Below are 16,385 nucleotides of genomic sequence, written 5' to 3'. Positions count from 1 at the left end.
TGGCGGGACGGATCGACCTTCCAGGGTAGTGGGCGCCGGGGGGTGCCCGGCCGGCCGTGCGGTAGCGTGCGGCGACCGTCGAGGCAAGGGGAGGGGCCGGAGTGACGACGCGGGGCGAGGCGCGGGACACGGACAGAGGCACGGTGCGGGGTGCGGGCCGCGGTGCGGTGCGGGGCACGGCGGCGGTGGCGGCCGCGGCGCTGCTGGCCGGGTGCGGACTGGGCACGGAGCCGGCCGGTACGAAGACCGAGGCGGCACCGGGCTCCGCCGCCACGCGCTCCCCGGCCGCCCCCTCCCCCGCCGTCTCTCCCTCTCCCGCCGCCTCCGCCTCCCCCGCCGCGAAGGGCGGGACCGTCGGTGCGGCGGGGTCGGCGTGCCCGCTGCCGGTGCCGGTGACGTTCGACACGGCCGCCGACTGGGAGCCGAAGAAGGTCAAGCCGATCACCGACCCGGACCTCGAGGAACTGAACGAGCTGCTGGAGCAGGGCACCCTCACCCTCGGGTGCGAGATCGACGCCAAGCCCGCCGGGTACATCGGCTTCCTGAAGGTGTGGACGGACGACGCCAAGGACACCACGCCGCGCGCCGCGCTGGAGTCCTTCGTCGCCGGCGACGACTCGCCCGCGAAGGCCGTCTATCGTGACGTCCGGGTGGGCAAGGACGGCGCGCTCGCGGCGACCGAGGTGACGTACCTCGTCACCAGCGCGCTCCTCGACGAGCAGAAGAAGGCCCGCGCCCTGGCCGTGATGACGCCGCGCGGCCCGCTCGTGCTGGAGCTGGGCGGCATGGACACCGAGGAGCACGAGGCGATGCTCCCCGCGTACGAACTGGCGAAGGCGACCCTCGCCGTCACGGCGAACTGAGGCCCTTCTCCGGGTCGTACCACCCGGAGAAACAGGAGAACGGAAGAAACCGGAGGACGTCGTACCGCGTGTCCGTGTCCGTACGACGTCCCACTGCGAGAGGCACGACATGAGCGAGGACAGCAAGGACCAGGCCACCCGGGCGCCCCGACGACGCCGGGGGGCGCGGCTGACGGCCGTCGCGTCGGCGGCGGCCGTCGCCGTGGCCGGGGGGGCGTTCTGGCTGTCCGGGGGGTACGAGGCGTGGAGCGGCGACGGCTCCGCGCTGGCCGGCGCCTGCGAGGGCGACCTCGCGGGCGACCGCGTGCGGGCGCTGCTGCCCGACACAGCGCTGACCGTGTCGAGCGAGCTGCGGCAGGACGGCTGGTACTGCTCCGTCTCGGGGCCCGGCGGCGCGGGCGGTGACGCGCGGGTCGAGATACGGGTGCGCAACGCCGAGGAGCCGTTCGGCCCGGACGGCGCGATCGACCCGGGCGAGACGGCGGTGCCGCTGGGCGGCGGCCGGACGGGGTCCTTCTCGTACGGCCCCGACGACGCCGCGGGCGCCGCGCGCGGCCGGGTGGTGCTGATGCTGGACTGCGGCACCCAGTCCGGTGACGGGCTGCTCGCGGTGGCGGACGCGCGACTGACGGGTGAGCGGACCTTCGAGGACGGGGCGGCCCGTGCGCGGCTGGTCTCCGCCCTGGCGGACACGGCCGCGGCGCGCGCCCGGCGCACCGGCTGCGACACGGGCGACCAGACGGCGAGGCCCGTACAGGACGTGGCGGCGCCGGTCGTGGACGCGCGGCGGCCACTGGCGAAGGCGTCGGGCACGTGCCGGGGCGTCGTGGACGCGGCGACCGCGCGGCGGTGGGGCGCGGGGACGGTCGCCGAGACGGTGGCGGAGCCCGCGCCGGTGGAGCGGTGCGTGCTGGGCAGCGGCCTCGGGACGCCGCTGTACACGTTCAAGGCGTCGTACGGGCCGTACGGCGAGGCGGCCCTGTCGGGCGAAGCGCTCCCGGTGAACGGCAAGGCGGACTCGCCGAAGGGCCACTACCGGATGACGGCGAAGTGCCCGGGCGCGGACGGGACGGGCGTGTACGAGATCGTCCCGGACGACGGCCTGGCCCTGGACCACGCGTCGCTGCGCACGGCCCTGAAGTCCTTCGCGAGCACCTCCGCCACCCTCCACACCTGCCTGCCCCCGGCCTGACGACACCCGAGGACGCGCGGCGGGTTCCCCCTCCGCCGCGCGCCGTCGCCGGTGCTTCCTAGGCGCTGTCGGGCCGGACCGTGCCGCTCGGCTCGTAGGGGGCGCCCCGGAGATCGGTGTCGCGGACGATCACCTCGCCGCCGGCGGCGGAGGTGACGTGCCGCAGGAACGGGCCGTTGTCGTCGCGCGGCCACGAGCGTGTTCGTGTTCGACGCCCCGCACGGCACGATCCGGAAGGACTGAGGAGGTTGCCGACCCGGCCGTCGTCGGTGACGGCGGCCATCAGCCAGTGCCCGAGGACGACCACCGCCAGGGACGCGACCCGCAGGAGGTCGATGTAACGGTCCCTGGTGGCGGGCGTGTTGGCGGCGAGGTCACGCGCCGTGAGTCGCGTTCCCGTACGTGTCGGCATGCGGGCAAGGGTCGCCGCCGGGCCGCGCGGCCGGGAGAGTACGGATACTCAGTGCGGCTACTCGGCACGCACGCGGGGTACGGCTCCCCGGCACGGCCACGGGGTACGGCCGCCCGGCACGGCTACGGGTGCGGCCGCGCGGTCACGCGGTGAGCACCCGCGCGCCGGGCGCCGGTGAGGTGGCCGCGCGGGCCGTGCGGCACGTGCCGGACGCGATGAGCGCGGCCGCGACGGACTCGGCCGCCTCCGCGTCCTTGACCAGGAACGCCGTCGTGGGTCCCGAGCCGGACACGATCCCGGCGAGCGCCCCGGCCGCCGTGCCGGCCGCGAGGGTGTCGGCGAGCGACGGGCGCAGGGACAGCGCGGCGGGCTGGAGGTCGTTGGCGAGGGCCCCGGCGAGGGCGGTCGTGTCGCCCGTGCGCAGCGCTTCGAGGAGCGCGGGGGACGCCTCGGGCACGGGCGCGTCGGGCGTGAGCCGGTCGAACTCCCGGTACACCGCCGGGGTGGACAGGCCCCCGTCGGCGACGGCGAACACCCAGTGGAACGTGCCGCCCAGCGGCAGTTCGGTGAGCTGCTCGCCCCGGCCGGTGCCCAGCGCGGCGCCTCCGACGAGGGAGAACGGCACGTCGCTGCCCAGCTCGGCGCAGATGTCCAGCAGTTCGGCGCGGCTCGCGCCCGTGCCCCACAGGGCGTCGCAGGCCAGGAGGGCGGCGGCCCCGTCGGCGCTGCCGCCCGCCATGCCGCCCGCGACGGGGATGTCCTTGGCGATGTGCAGGTGCACGTCGGGGGCGATGCCGTGCCGGGCGGCGAGCAGTTCCGCCGCGCGGGCGGCGAGGTTCGTACGGTCCAGGGGCACCTGTTCCGCGTCGGGGCCCTCGCACGTGATCCGCAGGCTGTCGGCGGGGGTGGCGGTCACCTCGTCGTACAGGGACACGGCGAGGAACACGTTCGCCAGGTCGTGGAAGCCGTCGGGGCGGGCCGGGCCGACCGCGAGCTGGACGTTGACCTTGGCCGGGACTCGTACGGTGATGCTCACGCTCGGGCCTCCGCGATACGGGCGAACTCTTCGACGGTCAACGACTCGCCCCGCGCCTGCGGGGACACTCCGGCGGCGACGAGCGCGGCCTCGGCGGCGGCGGGCGAACCGGCCCACCCGGCGAGCGCGGCGCGCAGGGTCTTGCGGCGCTGCGCGAAGGCGGCGTCCACGACGGCGAACACCTCCCGCTTGGAGGCGGTCGTCGCGGGCGGGTCGCGGCGCACGAGGGACACGAGGCCGGAGTCCACGTTCGGCGCGGGCCAGAACACGTTGCGCCCGATGGCTCCGGCGCGCTTGACCTCGGCGTACCAGTTGGCCTTCACGGACGGCACGCCGTACACCTTGTTGCCGGGGCGGGCGGCGAGCCGGTCGGCGACCTCCGCCTGGACCATGACGAGGGTCCGCTCGATGGTCGGGAACCGGTCCAGCATGTGCAGGAGGACGGGCACGGCGACGTTGTACGGCAGGTTCGCGACGAGCGCGGTGGGCGGCGGGCCCGGCAGCTCCCGCACGTCCATCGCGTCGGAGTGGACCAGCGAGAAGCGCGTGGCCCGCTCGGGCATGCGGGCGGTGATCGTGGCGGGCAGGGCCGCGGCGAGCGTGTCGTCGATCTCGACGGCCACGACGCGGTCGGCGGCCTCCAGCAGCGCCAGGGTGAGGGAGCCGAGCCCGGGGCCGACCTCCACCACGACGTCGTCGGGGCGTACCTCCGCGGTGCGGACGATGCGCCGGACGGTGTTGGCGTCGATGACGAAGTTCTGACCGCGCTGCTTGGTGGGACGTACGCCCAGGGCGGCGGCCAGTTCGCGGATGTCGGCGGGGCCGAGGAGGGCGTCGGGCTCAGTGGTGCTCACCGATACAGCCTACGGCCGCACACCGGCCACGGGCTCGCCCCCCGCTTCGCGTAGAGCTTCTTCGCCCGGTATGTCTGTTCGGCGGCGGACGCGTCCTGCGGGCGGCCGCTGCCACCGACGGAACGCCAGGTCCGCAGGTCGAACTGGTACAGACCGCCGTACGTGCCGGACGGGTCAACGGCGTCGGGACGGCCACCGGACTCGCAGGCGGCGAGCGCCGCCCAGTTCAGGCGCTCGGCGCCCGCGACGGAGCCTGAGTGGTACGTCCGGCGGGGCTCGGCGGCGGTCGCCTTCCGGGGCCGGTACGGGGAGCCGGACTGCGGGCGCGCCTGCGCGCCGCCCGGCGGGGTGCTCCGGGGGCGCTCGCGGGTGCCGAAGCGGACGACCCGGGTGACCGGCTCGCGGACCAGGGCGGTGCCGGTCCTGCGGGTGTGGCGGGGGACGCCGTCCACGGTGCGGATCTCGTACGTGAGGCGGCGCAGGCCGGGTCGGCCCTTCCGGTCCACGACCTCGGTGCCCCGGTACAGGCCCGGGTCCCGGACGCGCCGCACGGCGTACGGGACGGTCTCGTAGCGGGTCTCGCGGCGGTCCCGCACGCGCTGGACGGTGACGGTCTGGCCGTCGCGGGGGAAGGCGCCGGGCGGTACGGACGTCGTGTCGCGGCCCTGGAGGGTGATCCGGGCCTGGCGGAGGGCCTCGGCGACGGTGGCGGCGTTCGTACGGATCGTGCGCTCGCGGCCGTCGGCGCGGAACGTCACGGCGCGTTCGGTGCGTACCGCGAGGGCCAGCCCCTCGCGGCCGATGCGGGCGGAGCGGGAGACCGACAGGTGCGCGCCCTCGGCCCGGACGCCGAGGGCGCGCAGGGCCTGGTCCACCGTACGGGCGGTGGTCCACAGGTGCCGGGCGCGGCCGTCGAGGTCGAGACGGAGGGGGCGGCCCCAGCGGACGGCCACCTCGTCGCCTCCGGTCAGGGGCGTGCGGAGCGCGGGGGCCACGAGGTCGTGGGGGCCGGTGGCGACGCCTTCGGCGGCGAGCAGTTCGCCCACGTCGTCGGCGAAGGTGTGCAGGGTGCGGGGCGAGCCGTCCACGCTGAGCCGGACCGTCTTGTGGTCGGTGACCAGCACGGCGCCGCTCACCAGGAGGGCGACGAGCCCGGCGACCACGAGGGCCCGCGGCACGAGCCACCAGACCTGGACCTGCCGGGCCGGCGCGGGCTCGGAGGGTACGGCGGGAGGGGCGGGGGCCGGGGCGGGCGCGGGTGTCGTGGCGGGTGCGGGTGTCGTGGCGGGTGCGGGTGTCGTGGCGGGTGCGGTGGCGGCGCGGCCAGGGGCGGCGGCCTTCCGGCCCTTACGGCCGCCGGGCCTGGGTGGCTTCGGTGCCGTACAACCGGACGCGGGCGGCTTGGACCCCGTACGACCGGACGCGGGCGGCTTCCGTGCTGTACGGCCGCCGGGACCGGGGGCGCCCGGCCCGGCGGGATCAGGCGGGGCACCCGCTTCGGGCGGGGCGCCGGGTACGGGCGAGGGCGCCGGTTCGGGCGGGGGGTCCGGTACGGGCGAGGGCGCCGGTTCGGGCGGGCCGGCGGGTTCGCGTGGCGGGGCGGACGCCCGCGCGGCGCCGCCCGGTCTGGACGCGCGGGGCGGGGCGGCGGCGCGGGGGCGCGCGGCGGCGACGGGGGACCTGCGGCGGCGGTTCTTGCGAGAGGTCTTCACGAAGCCGGGACCCTAGCCGAGATCAGTCACATAAACGTATCACTCGACTACACACCGTCGTGTCGCGACCGCCACCCCGGCCCTCAGTAGGCGAACGCGCGTGCGGTGTTCTCCGCGATCGCCGTCGCCATGGCCTCCTCGCCGATCCCCCGTACGGCGGCCATCGCGCGCACGGTGACCGGGATGAGGTACGGGGCGTTCGGCCGCCCCCGGTACGGCGCGGGCGTCAGGAACGGCGCGTCCGTCTCGACCAGCACCAGCTCCAGCGGGGCGACCGCGAGGGCGTCGCGCAGCGGCTGGGCGTTCTTGAACGTGACGTTCCCGGCGAACGACATGTAGTAGCCGCGCTCGGCGCAGATCCGGGCCATGTCGGCGTCGCCCGAGTAGCAGTGGAAGACGGTCCGTTCCGGGGCGCCCTCCTCCGCCAGGACGCGCAGCACGTCCTCGTGGGCCTCCCGGTCGTGGATGACCAGCGCCTTCCCGTGCCGCTTGGCGATCTCGATGTGGACGCGGAACGAGCGCTCCTGCGCCTCCTTGCCCTCGGGCCCCGTACGGAAGTAGTCGAGACCCGTCTCGCCGACCGCCTTCACGTGGTCCAGCGCGGCGAGCCGGTCGATCTCGGCGAGCGCGTCGTCCAGCGCGGTGTCCCCGCCCGCCTCGCGCGCCCCCTGCCGCGACCAGCCGTCGGGATCACCGAGCACGATGCGCGGCGCCTCGTTGGGGTGGAGGGCGACGGCTGCGTGGACGTTCTCGTACTGGGCGGCCGTCTCCGCCGCCCACCGGGAGCCCTTCAGGTCGCAGCCCACCTGCACGACGGTCTCCACGCCGACGAGCCCGGCCTTGGTCAGGGCCTCGTCGACGGTCGAGGCCTGCATGTCGAGGTGGGTGTGCGAATCGGCCACCGCGACGGGCAGGGGCTCGGGCAGCGGGGGCGGGGCGTCCTTGGCACTCATGCCCTGATCGTACGAAAGCGGGAGCGCCCGCTCCTGCGGATATCCGGCCCCGAAAACACGGCACCGGGCGCCCGCCCCCCGTACGTCGCACGGGCACCTCGCCCCTGTACGTCGCGCCGGTACGCCCAGTGCCGGCGGAACGGGTGCAGTGGTGCGCGTCAGTGCCGGTGGAACGGGTGCAGCAGGTGCGAGCGGCGCCCTCGGCGCGGCTCCTCCCCGCCCGGCTCGTCCACGCGGGTCGCCCCGGACCGCTCAGCCTCCGGGCCCGTCACGGTGTCCGCGCCGCCCTGCGGCGCCTTGGCCTCCAGCTCCTGGCCGATCGGACCGGCGGTCGCCACCGGCGCGGCCCTGCGGTACCCGGGCCCGGCAGCACCCTCCCCCGCCGGACGTGCCTGGCCGTGGTCGAGGACCACCGAGATCCGGCCGGAGCCCATGATCCGGACGACGTGCCGCCCGCAGTTCGGGCACGTCGGCTTGGAGAGCGGTGAGGGCACGCGGCGCCCGTCGGCGCGGTAGATGACGAAGTCGTGGCCGGCGATGTCGCTGTGGTGCTCGATCTCGTACGCCTGCTCCCAGCCGTAGCCGCAGCCCAGACAGGCGAAGGAGTACGCCTCGTGGCCGACCGGGATACCGGGGGTCTCGCTCATGCCCGCTCCTTCCCGCCGCCGCGCGGGAACGCCTTCGCGGACGGCGTGCCTCAGCAGGTGAGGACTGTGCCTTTCACGATAGCCCTGTAGTCGGCTCTACCGCTTTCTGCCCGTGTTGCCCGCTTTCCGGCCCTCAGTCCCGGGCGCTCAGCCACGGGGCACGCGGACCCGGGCGGCGCTCGGTCCCCCGGCGCTCAACGGGCGGCACCCTCGGCGTTCTTCGCGGCGACCACCGCGTCGAACACCTCGCGCTTGGGCAGTCCCGCCTCGGCGGCGACGGCGGCGATGGCCTCCTTGCGCCGCTCCCCCGCCTCCTCCCGTACGCGGACGCGCCGGACCAGCTCGGCCGGGTCGAGCTCGGCGGGACCCGTCTCGGGAGCGCCTTCCACGACGACGGTGATCTCGCCCCGTACGCCCTCGGCGGCCCACGCGGCCAGCTCCCCGAGGCCGCCGCGCCTGACCTCCTCGTACGTCTTGGTCAGCTCCCGGCACACGGCGGCCCGCCGGTCCGCGCCGAACACCTCGGCCATCGCGGCGAGCGTGTCGTCGAGGCGGTGCGGGGCCTCGAAGTAGACGAGCGTGCGGCGCTCGGCGGCGACCTCGCGCAGACGGCCGAGCCGCTCGCCGGACTTGCGGGGCAGGAAGCCCTCGAAGCAGAACCGGTCCACGGGCAGGCCGGACAGGGCGAGCGCGGTGAGCACGGCGGACGGGCCGGGCACGGCGGTGACCTTGATGTCCCGCTCGACGGCGGCGGCGACCAGCCGGTAGCCGGGGTCGGAGACGGACGGCATGCCCGCGTCGGTGACCAGCAGCACCCGCGCGCCGCCCACGAGGGCCTCGACCAGTTCGGGCGTGCGCGCGGTCTCGTTGCCCTCGAAGTACGACACGACCCGGCCGCGCGGCTGCACACCGAGGCCCTGGGTGAGGCGGCGCAGCCGGCGGGTGTCCTCGGCGGCGACGACGTCGGCCTCCGCCAGCTCGGCGGCGAGACGGGGCGGGGCGTCGGCGATGTCGCCGATGGGGGTACCTGCGAGTACGAGCGTTCCAGTCACGCAGCCAGTCTCGCAGCAGCGCGCGGCGCACCGGGCGTCGGCGGGCGTACGGGGGCGGGCGAGCGGGCGGCGCGGGCCGAGCTGGGGTCCGGGGCACGGGGCGCGCGGACGGGCCGGGCGCGGGAGTCGTACGGGGGCGTTCCCTACGATGGCGCGGTGACCAGAACTGCGCCTCAGGCCCTGCACGGACAGGACGGCCCGGGCGGGCCCGCCGCCGACCCCCTCGGGGGACACGAGCCGCCCTCCTGGGAGCGGCGCCTGCGCCGGTTCGGGTACGCCCCGCGCGCGGTGACCGGGCTGCGGGAGCGGCTCGTGCCGCCGTACGTCCGGCCGTCGGGCCACTGGCACGGGCTGCCGCCGCGCACGGCGCACGCCCTGCTGCGGGTCGCGCCGTGGGGCGGGCCGCTGCTGGTGGCGCTGGTCGCCGGGGTGCTGCGGTTCTGGAACCTGGGCTCGCCGCACGCGGTGATATTCGACGAGACGTACTACGCCAAGGACGCCTGGGCGCTGATCCACAACGGCTACGAGGGCTCGTGGCCGAAGGACGTCGACGGGACGATCCTGAGGGACCCCGGCGCGGTCGCCGTCCCGGTCGATCCGGGCTATGTGGTGCACCCGCCGGTCGGCAAGTGGGTCATCGGGCTCGGCGAGTGGATGTTCGGCTTCGACCCGTTCGGCTGGCGCTTCATGGTCGCCGTGTGCGGGACGCTGTCGGTGCTGATGCTGTGCCGGATCGGGCGGCGGCTGTTCCGCTCGACGTTCCTCGGCTGCCTGGCGGGCGCGCTGCTCGCCGTGGACGGGCTGCACTTCGTGATGAGCCGTACGGCGCTGCTGGACCAGGTGCTGATGTTCTTCGTGCTGGCCGCGTTCGGCTGTCTGCTGGCCGACCGGGACTGGGCGCGGCGGCGGCTGGCGACGGCCCTGCCGGTGGACGCGGACGGGGTGCTGCGGCCGGATGTGCGGATCGCGGAGACCCTGCGGCTCGGGTGGCGGCCGTGGCGGCTGGCGGCGGGCGTGATGCTGGGCCTGGCGGCGGCCACCAAGTGGAACGGGCTGTACATCATGGCCGCGTTCGGGCTGCTGACGGTCGCGTGGGACGTGGGCGCGCGCCGCGTGGCGGGGGCGCACCGCCCGTACGCGGCGGCGCTGAAGCGGGACGTGCTGCCCGCGTTCGTCTCGACGGTGCCGGTGGCGCTGGCGACGTACGTGGCGTCGTGGACCGGCTGGATCACCTCCGACAAGGGCTACTTCCGCGACTGGGCGACGACGGGCGACGGCCGGGACAGCTCCTGGTCGTGGCTGTTCCCCGACTGGTGGCGGAGCCTGTGGCACTACGAGTCGGAGGTGTACACGTTCCACGTCAACCTGACGTCGGGGCACACGTACGAGTCCAACCCGTGGAGCTGGATCATCCTGGGCCGCCCCGTGTCGTACTTCTACGAGTCGCCCGCGCAGGGCGAGAAGGGCTGCCCGGCGGACGCGGCGGAGAAGTGCGCCCGCGAGGTCCTGGCGATCGGCACGCCGATGCTGTGGTGGGCGGCGTGCTTCGCGCTGCTGTACGTGCTGTGGCGCTGGTTCTTCCGCCGCGACTGGCGGGCGGGCGCCATCGTGTGCGCGGTCGCGGCCGGGTGGGCGCCGTGGTTCCTGTACCAGGAGCGGACGATCTTCCTGTTCTACGCGGTGGTGTTCGTGCCGTTCCTGTGCCTGGCGGTCGCCATGATGATCGGCGCCATGCTGGGCCCGCCGGCGACACGGGCGGGCGCGGACGGAGGTCCGGGACCGGCGCCGCAGGGCACGGGGCTGACGGGCGCGGGCGCCGGACTTGCGGGCGCGGGCGCCGGGGCGGCGGGCTCGGACCCGTACGCCCGCGCGGAACGCCGCCGCACGATCGGCGCGGTCGCCGCCGGGGTGCTGGTCCTGCTGATCGTCTGGAACTTCATCTACTTCTGGCCGCTCTACACGGGCGAGACGATCCCGATGGACCAGTGGCGGGCCCGGATGTGGCTCGACACATGGGTCTAGCGGCCTGAACGGAACGGGAGGGCGCGGCCGTCGGCCGCGCCCTCCCGGCGTTCTCCGGTGGTCCCGGTGAGCGCCGACGCCCTTCGGCCGGGCGGCTGTAGGGTGCGGCCGGGGGTCCGACGGCTGATCGCTACTGGTACGACGACAGCGAGTACGAGAACGTGGTCCGGCGGGCCGGGCGGGCGACGCGCGTGGGGTGGACGGCGATCGCGGGGGTGCTCGGAGCGCTCGGGTGCGCGTTGACGGCCCTGGTCGTCATCCGCGCGGTCGCGCTGGTCGCGTACCTCTCCGGCGTGGCGTACGTGGACCGATGAGACGCGCGGGCGGCCGCCTTCAGGGGCGTTGTCCGCCTCCGCGCGGACGTGGCCGGATGTGCGGGTCTGAGGGCCGGTGGTTGATTCCGTTCGGGTAACGGGGCCGCCGGTCGGCTCCGGCGTGTGGTTAGGGTGGCCCCACAGGGGGATCTTGAACACGTTCAAGGGGGACGTGTGCGGCAGAGGGGGAACCGCGGCATGCGCAGCGGAGCGAAAGTGGCCATCGTCGGCGGGGTGTTCGTCCTCGTCGCCGGAGGCGTCGGATACGGGGCCTACAACCTGTACGAGGGGCTGACCGGCGGCACGACCACCGCCACGTCGGCCGACGGCTCGCCGAAGCGGAGCGGGCCCGTCACGGCCGAGGAGACCAGGTCCACCGCGGAGGGCTTCCTCGCCGCCTGGGCGGCCGGGGACCCGGAGAAGGCCGCGCAGTTCACCAACGACCCGGCCACCGCGCAGTCCGCGCTGAGCCTGTACCTGACGGAGACGCACGTCACGGGCGTGAAGGCCACGGCGGGGACGCCCAGCGGGACGACGGTGCCGTTCACGGTGAGCGCGGTCGTCTCGTACGACGGCGTGCGCGTCCCGTGGACGTACACCTCGCGGCTCAGCGTCGTACGGGGCCTGTCCACCGGGCAGCCGCGCGTCGCCTGGTCCCCGGCGGTGGTCCACCCGCAGCTGAGGGACGGCCAGTCGCTGAGGGTCACCTCGTCCGGCGCGCCCGCCATCAAGGCCCTGGACCGCAACGGCACGGAGCTGACGGCGGAGCGGTACCCGTCGCTGCGGCCCGTCCTGGACGAGCTGCGCGAGCGGTACGGCACCGAGGCGGGCGGCACGCCGGGCGTCGAGCTGGTCGTCGCGGACGAGGGCGACGCGGCCCCCCGGACGCTGCTCACCCTGCGCGAGGGCAAGCCCGGCGAGGTCAGGACGACGCTGGACGCCGGGGTGCAGGCCGCCGCCGAGAAGGCGGTGCAGCGGTACGCCGAGTCCTCCGTGGTCGCGATCAAACCCAGTACGGGGGAGATACGGGCGGTCGCCAACAACCGCAAGGACGGCTGGAACGCGGCGTTCCTCGGCAAGCAGGCGCCCGGCTCCACCATGAAGGTCGTCACGGCGGCGCTGCTGCTGGAGAAGGGCCTCGTCGCCGCCGACCGGGTCGCGGAGTGCCCCGCCGAGGCGATGTACCACGGCACCCGGTTCCACAACCTGGACGGCTTCTCGCTCGACGGCAAGACGTTCCGGCAGAGCTTCGCGCGCTCCTGCAACACCGCCTTCATCAAGCTCATCGACGACGTGGGCGACGACGCCGCGCTCGGCAAGGAGGCGCGGGACGTGTTCGGCATCGGGCTGGAGTGGAAGACGGGCGTGCCCACCTGGGACGGCTCCGTTCCCGCCGAGACCGGCGGGGTGGCCGCCGCCCAGTACATCGGGCAGGGCACCGTCCAGATGAACGCCCTGAACATCGCGTCCATCACGGCCACCGCGAAGGCAGGTGTGTTCAAGCAGCCGGTCATCGTCCCGGCGTCGCTGGACGACCGGGAGATCGCCCGCGCGCCCCGCGCCCTGGACGGCTCCGCCGCCCGGCAGCTGCGCGACATGATGCGCGCGACGGCGCGCGGCAACGGCACGGGCGCCGCCGCGATGGCGGGCGTGGGCGGCGACAAGGGCGCGAAGACCGGTTCGGCGGAGGTGGACGACCAGGGTGAGGCGAACAGCTGGTTCGCGGCGTTCGCCGACGACCTGGCCGCCGCGGCCGTCGTCCAGTCGGGCGGCCACGGCGGCGACGCGGCGGGCCCGCTGGTGGCGTCCGTGCTGAACGCCCGCTGAGGGGCGGGGTGCGGGGCCGCCCGCTGCGGGCTGTGCGGCGCTCGCGCGGGGTGTGCGCCGGGGCCGCACGGGCGCGGGCTCATACCGGCGCGGGCTCGGGGTCGTGCGGGCGCGTGGCCTGCCGGGGGAAAGCGGGTCGCCCGGCGGCCGCGCGGGCCGCTAGCGTGCGACGGCATGGACAACAGGGACAGCACCGAAACCGCCGCATCCGTCGCCCACCCCCGTTTCGCCGAGGCCCTGCGGGGGCTCGGCCTCGACGTGGAGGTCCGCCGCTACCCGGACGCCGTACGGACCGCCGCGCAGGCCGCCGCCGCCATCGGCTGCGCGCCCCGCGAGATCGTCAAGTCGCTGGTGTTCGCCGCCGACGGGGTGCCCGTGCTGGTCCTGATGGACGGGGCGTCCCGCGTGGACGTGGCGCGCGTACGGGACGAGCTGGGCGCCGCCGTGGTGGAGCGCGCCGACCCGGAGCTGGTCCGCGAGACGACGGGGTACGCGATCGGAGGCGTACCGCCGTTCGGCCACCGCACCCGTACGACCGTCCTCGCCGACCGGCGGCTGCTGGACCACCCGGTGGTGTGGGCGGCGGCCGGGACCCCGCACACGGTGTTCCCGCTCGACCCGGAGAGCCTCGTCGCCCACGCGGGCGGCCGACTGGTGGACGTGCGCGAGCGGACCGCCTGACCCCACTCGTCACGGCGGCGGTCCCTTCGGGGCCGTGAGCCGGGCCGACGGGACCGCGCCCGTCCGGGGCGTGCGGGTACGGGTGGGGCCGGTGATCCGCCAGGGCGCGAATGTTATCGGCCGGTCATGCCCGCGCCGACGCCAGGAGGGCGTACCGCTCGTCGTCGACGGGACGGCCCCACAGGGCGGGGTCGCCGTCGAGCCGTTCGACCCGCACCTCCCGGGCGAGCGGGGCCATCGCCTCGGCCAGGGTGCGGGCGGGCACCCCGCCGGCCCACGGCAGGGCCTCGCCCCCGCGGACGTACGGCGTGACGTCCCCGCCGGCCTCGCCCCACCGGCCCTCGACCAGGACGAGCAGCCCGCCGTCCCGCAGCAGCCCCGTCCACACGCGCAGGGCCGCGTCGGGGTCGGGGAGGGTCCACACGACGTGCCGTACGAGGACGACGTCGAACCGCTCGTCGCCCACGGGCGGCCGCGCCGCGTCGCCCACGACGAACCGGCCGGGCAGCGCGGCCGCCGCGAACTTCTCCTCGGCCCGCGCCACCATGCCGGGAGCCAGGTCCACGCCGGTCACGCGGTGCCCGTCCTCGGCGAGGAGCAGCGCGAGCGAGCCCGTGCCGCAGCCCACGTCGAGGACGCCGCACGGCCCGCCCGGTATCCACTGGCGCAGCCGGGCGCGCCAGGCGTCACGGGTGCGCGGGTCGCGCAGGCCGTGGTCCGGCTCGGTGTCGAAGGACGACGAGGCGGCCTCCCAGTACGAGGCGATGGCGGCGCCGAGTTCGCTCATGTCCCCAGCCTCGCACCCGCCACTGACAACGCCCGCCCCGCGGCAAACCCCCTGGTCGCGGGGAAATCCCTTGGCCGGACGGGCGCGCGGCGGCCTATCCTCGCCCCCATGACGGCCACCCTGCGGGAGATCCATGACGTACCGGTCCTGATGTGCGACCGGGAGGGCGAGCCGATCGCGGACGAGCGCGACGCGGTGGACCTCATCGGCAACGCCGCCTACCAGGGCGCCCGGTGGGTCGTCGTCCCGGCGGCGCGGTTCGACGCGGCGTTCTTCCAGCTGCGGACGCGGATCGCCGGGGACATCGTGCAGAAGTTCGCGAACTACCGGGTGGGGCTGGCGGTGGTGGGCGACATCGAGGCCCACACGTCCGCCAGCGCTGCGCTGCGCGACTTCGTCCGCGAGTGCAACCGCGGCACGCAGACCTGGTTCGTCCCGTCCCTGCAGGCCCTCGCGGACCGGCTGGCGGGGGACGGCGGCCGCTGAGCCTCCCGCGCGGCGCCGCGCGGCACGCGAGGACCGCCGCCGGGCGCGCTCCGCCGAGGCCCGCCGTGCGGACGGGGCGCGGACCAGCTCCCGCGTGCGCCGCTCGGCCTCCCCGGCTTCCTGTCGTGGCCTCCCCGTCCCCGCGCGCTTCCGAGGGCGGCCACGCGGATGCCTCTGGTCCTCCGAACCGGCGGGAGGCGCGCGCCGGGCGGCCGGGACCGAGCGTTTCCCGTGCCCGGGCGCAGCGGCCGGAGGCAGGCGTTTCGGCGGGACGGCAACCATTCCCGGCCCTGCGGCGACCGTTGAGCAGCCCGTTCCGCACGGGTGCCCCCCAGGTACGGACAGATTGGGAGCACGCATGACACAGCTGCACCGCCACGGCAGGGCGCGGCACCGCAGAAGGAGGACGGTCCTGCTGTCAGGTATCCCGCTGGCGCTGGCCGCCGCAGGGGCCATGGCCTACGGCACGGCTTTCGGGGTGTTCGGAGAGGACGCGCAGCCGAAGGCCGCGGCGGCGCCGTCGAGCGCGTCCGCCTACCCCGGCCCCGGACGGGTCACCGGCGACGTCGTCGTCCACGACCCGACCATGCTGCGGGCGCCCGACGGGCGCTACCTGCTCCACTCCACCCACGGCTACGTGGAGTCCCGCACGTCCACCGACCGCGTCGCCTTCCGCCGCGACGGCAACGCCTTCTCCTCGCCGCCCGGCTGGTGGTCGCGCTACTCGGCCGGGAACGACCCGTGGGCACCCGACCTGTCCTACCACGGCGGCCGGTACCTGATGTACTACTCCGTCTCCACCTTCCATTCCAACACCTCGGCCATCGGCCTCGCGACCTCCACGACCGGAACGCCGGGCAGCTGGAAGGACCAGGGCATCGTCCACTCCTCCACGGCCGGCAGCGACTACAACGCCATCGACCCCGACCTGTTCGTCGACGACGACGGCACGTGGTGGCTGGCCTTCGGCTCCCATTGGAGCGGGATCAAGATGATCCGCCTCGACCCGCGGACCGGCAAGCAGTACGCGGGGGACACCACCCGCCACTCGCTCGCCTCACGCTCCCAGGCGCCGAGGGCGGTGGAAGGCCCGACCGTGGTCAAGCGGAACGGGTACTACTACCTCTTCGCCTCGTACGACACCTGCTGCAGCGGTACGGCCTCCACGTACAAGATCAAGGTCGGCAGGGCCACCAAGCCCACCGGGCCCTACTACGACCGCGACGGCGTCGCGATGAACAAGGACGGCGGCACCGTGGTCCTGGCGTCCCACGGGTCCGTGATCGGCCCCGGCGGACAGGACATCATGTCCGACGCGGACGGGGACCTGCTCGTCTACCACTACTACGACGGCCGTGACAACGGCGCTCCCAAGCTCGGCCTCAACCGGCTGACGTGGAGCGGCGGCTGGCCCACCGCATACTGACCGGGCTCGGCGGCGAGGAGGCGGCGGTGCGTGTCAGGACCGCCTGCGCGGCTCCCGGTGCCCGCGGGTACGGCCCCTGCCGACGAGGAGGGAGTCCGCCGGCGCCGGTGTGCCGCCGCCG

Annotated in this window: 15 protein-coding genes and 1 pseudogene; 8 read left to right on the top strand and 8 right to left on the bottom strand. The window is 75.4% G+C overall.

The features are described from left to right. The first annotated feature begins 101 nt into the window (after positions 1-101). Positions 102-863 (top strand): lipoprotein, encoded by a 762-nt coding sequence (locus tag J116_RS30970; protein ID WP_023588244.1) that lies wholly within the window; start codon positions 102-104, stop codon positions 861-863. Between the two features lie 109 nt (positions 864-972). Then, entirely contained in the window at positions 973-2,055 is a 1,083-nt protein-coding gene (locus J116_RS16825) for a hypothetical protein (protein ID WP_023588243.1), read from the top strand. A gap of 238 nt (positions 2,056-2,293) precedes the next feature. Here J116_RS16825 and J116_RS31600 read toward each other — a convergent pair. The 7 genes and pseudogenes from J116_RS31600 to rsmI form a co-directional block, all read right to left on the bottom strand. Then, positions 2,294-2,467: pseudogene (locus J116_RS31600) on the bottom strand (acyltransferase family protein); the annotation flags it as partial. Positions 2,468-2,609: 142 nt separating this feature from the next. Then, positions 2,610-3,503 carry a 4-(cytidine 5'-diphospho)-2-C-methyl-D-erythritol kinase gene (locus tag J116_RS16815; protein ID WP_023588241.1) on the bottom strand — a complete coding sequence of 298 codons (894 nt, stop codon included), beginning with the start codon at positions 3,501-3,503 and terminating at the stop codon, positions 2,610-2,612. After that, positions 3,500-4,357, bottom strand: coding sequence for a 16S rRNA (adenine(1518)-N(6)/adenine(1519)-N(6))-dimethyltransferase RsmA (gene rsmA, locus J116_RS16810; RefSeq protein WP_023588240.1), 858 nt, complete (start codon positions 4,355-4,357; stop codon positions 3,500-3,502). Before rsmA ends, J116_RS16815 begins: the two co-directional genes overlap by 4 nt. After that, complete coding sequence (locus J116_RS16805) at positions 4,354-5,403, bottom strand: ubiquitin-like domain-containing protein (RefSeq protein ID WP_449657165.1); 1,050 nt, start codon at positions 5,401-5,403, stop codon at positions 4,354-4,356. Before J116_RS16805 ends, rsmA begins: the two co-directional genes overlap by 4 nt. Before the next feature lie 749 nt (positions 5,404-6,152). Continuing rightward, positions 6,153-7,022 carry a TatD family hydrolase gene (locus J116_RS16800; RefSeq protein WP_023588238.1) on the bottom strand — a complete coding sequence of 290 codons (870 nt, stop codon included), beginning with the start codon at positions 7,020-7,022 and terminating at the stop codon, positions 6,153-6,155. Positions 7,023-7,180: 158 nt separating this feature from the next. Beyond that, positions 7,181-7,669 (bottom strand): hypothetical protein, encoded by a 489-nt coding sequence (locus J116_RS16795; protein ID WP_023588237.1) that lies wholly within the window; start codon positions 7,667-7,669, stop codon positions 7,181-7,183. 194 nt (positions 7,670-7,863) lie between these two features. Next, on the bottom strand, positions 7,864-8,721 hold the full coding sequence (gene rsmI, locus J116_RS16790) for a 16S rRNA (cytidine(1402)-2'-O)-methyltransferase (protein WP_023588236.1): 858 nt from the start codon (positions 8,719-8,721) through the stop codon (positions 7,864-7,866). Positions 8,722-8,877: 156 nt separating this feature from the next. Here rsmI and J116_RS16785 point away from each other — a divergent pair, with 156 nt between their 5' ends. The 4 genes from J116_RS16785 (at position 8,878) to J116_RS16775 (ending at position 13,565) form a co-directional block, all read left to right on the top strand. Beyond that, positions 8,878-10,743, top strand: a complete 1,866-nt coding sequence (locus J116_RS16785; RefSeq protein ID WP_023588235.1) for a dolichyl-phosphate-mannose--protein mannosyltransferase — start codon at positions 8,878-8,880, stop codon at positions 10,741-10,743. Between the two features lie 191 nt (positions 10,744-10,934). Further along, on the top strand, positions 10,935-11,057 hold the full coding sequence (locus J116_RS31255) for a hypothetical protein (protein WP_268810595.1): 123 nt from the start codon (positions 10,935-10,937) through the stop codon (positions 11,055-11,057). A gap of 198 nt (positions 11,058-11,255) precedes the next feature. Further along, the gene (locus tag J116_RS16780; protein ID WP_023588233.1) at positions 11,256-12,884 is read left to right on the top strand and encodes a penicillin-binding transpeptidase domain-containing protein; all 1,629 of its coding nucleotides are present in this window, start codon (positions 11,256-11,258) and stop codon (positions 12,882-12,884) included. A 174-nt stretch (positions 12,885-13,058) separates the two neighbouring features. After that, positions 13,059-13,565, top strand: coding sequence for a YbaK/EbsC family protein (locus J116_RS16775; protein WP_023588232.1), 507 nt, complete (start codon positions 13,059-13,061; stop codon positions 13,563-13,565). A gap of 124 nt (positions 13,566-13,689) precedes the next feature. Here J116_RS16775 and J116_RS16770 read toward each other — a convergent pair whose 3' ends face one another. Beyond that, entirely contained in the window at positions 13,690-14,352 is a 663-nt protein-coding gene (locus tag J116_RS16770; protein WP_023588231.1) for a class I SAM-dependent methyltransferase, read from the bottom strand. A 108-nt stretch (positions 14,353-14,460) separates the two neighbouring features. Here J116_RS16770 and J116_RS16765 point away from each other — a divergent pair, with 108 nt between their 5' ends. Together J116_RS16765 and J116_RS16760 are read left to right on the top strand one after the other, a co-directional pair. Continuing rightward, positions 14,461-14,838: a DUF4180 domain-containing protein gene (locus J116_RS16765; RefSeq protein ID WP_023588230.1), complete on the top strand. Its 378-nt coding sequence runs from the start codon at positions 14,461-14,463 to the stop codon at positions 14,836-14,838. 454 nt (positions 14,839-15,292) lie between these two features. Beyond that, a complete protein-coding gene (locus J116_RS16760) occupies positions 15,293-16,264 on the top strand; it encodes an arabinan endo-1,5-alpha-L-arabinosidase (protein WP_023588229.1) in 972 nt (323 codons plus the stop codon). Positions 16,265-16,385 lie beyond the last annotated feature (121 nt).

Source organism: Streptomyces thermolilacinus SPC6 (genome assembly GCF_000478605.2).
In the GTDB taxonomy this organism is placed as follows: Bacteria; Actinomycetota; Actinomycetes; order Streptomycetales; family Streptomycetaceae; genus Streptomyces; species Streptomyces thermolilacinus.
This window is presented reverse-complemented; position numbering and strand designations above follow the sequence as displayed.